General features: G+C 63.9%; 1 protein-coding gene. It reads left to right on the forward strand.

Annotated features, from left to right (window positions below; genetic code table 11):
- Positions 1-141 precede the first annotated feature (141 nt).
- Positions 142-1,386, forward strand: a complete 1,245-nt coding sequence (locus ACWGLC_RS17750) for an IS256 family transposase (protein WP_452101094.1) — start codon at positions 142-144, stop codon at positions 1,384-1,386.
- Positions 1,387-1,441: the final 55 nt, after the last annotated feature.

Consider the following 1,441-nt stretch of genomic DNA (forward strand, 5'->3'; position numbering starts at 1 on the left):
GGGTAAGTCCCTTGGGGTGGTGGGGTTTCGGGGCTCGCGATCTGGCTGACGATCGAGTGGCGGTCCACTAAAGAGGGCGGGCCATCGCGTAGTGGTCAATGAGTTACCGCCAAGTAGCTCACAGTAAGGACACACCACGCGATGACCCGTTCCCATTCTGACGTACGCGCCCAGCTTGATGCACTGCTGGCCGCTGATCCTCAGGCGATGTTCGCCGAACTGGTTCGGGCCGGCCTGCAGGCCCTAATCGAGGCCGAAGCCGCGGCGAAGATCGGTGCCGACCGCTACGAGCGCACCGAAGGCCGCACCACTCACCGAAACGGGCACCGCGCCAAGACGATCTCGACCCCGGTCGGAGACATCGAGGCACAGATCCCGAAGCTGCGCTCCGGGTCTTTCTTCCCGGCACTGCTCGAGCGCCGGCGCCGCATCGACCGGGCTCTGTACGCGGTGATCATGCAGGCATACGTCCACGGCGTCTCCACCCGCGCCGTGGACGACCTCGTCCGTGCACTCGGGGTCGACACCGGCATCTCCAAATCGGAGGTCTCACGGATCTGCGCCGACCTCGACGCCGAAGTCGATGCATTTCGCACCCGCACGCTGGCTCACACGCAGTTCCCTTACGTGTTCGCCGACGCCACTTTCTGCAAGGTCCGCATCGGTGCGCATGTGGTCTCCCACGCCATGGTCGTGGCCACCGGAGTTTCCGTGGACGGCACCCGCGAAGTGCTCGGCACCGCCGTGGGAGACAGTGAATCGTATGAGTTCTGGAGCGACTTCCTACGCTCGCTCAAGGCCCGCGGTCTGACCGGGGTGCACCTGGTCATCTCCGATGCCCACGCAGGCCTGAAAGCGGCCGTGGCGCAACAATTTGCTGGCGCCACGTGGCAGCGCTGTCGGGTGCACTTCATGCGCAACCTGCACGGCGCAGTGGCCTCCAAGCACGCCCCGGCAGTGACCGCGGCGGTCAAAACGATCTTCGCGCACACAGACCCGAACGAGGTGGCCGAGCAGTGGGACCAGGTCGCAGACACTTTCGCCAACTCGTTCCCCAAGGCCACCGCGATGATGCACGAGGCCAAAACCGACGTGCTGGCGTTCACCGCATTCCCCCGCGGGCACTGGCAGAAAATTTGGTCCAACAACCCCATCGAGAGACTCAACAAGGAGATCAAACGCCGCGCCGACGTCGTGGAGATCTTCCCCAACCCTGCAGCGTTCCTGCGACTGGCGACCTCGGTGGTGATCGATCAGCACGATGAATGGCAGGTTGGCCGCCGCTACCTCTCCGAGAGCTCGATGGCCGAGCTCCGCCACATCATCGCCACCAAACAACATGCCTTAGAAAGCGAGAGCGACTACGGTCAACACCCGACTCGTTGATCACTGCGCCTGACTAGACGCCGATCCGAATCCCACCACCCAACGGGGCACTATC

The organism is Dietzia sp. NPDC055877, from assembly GCF_053615975.1.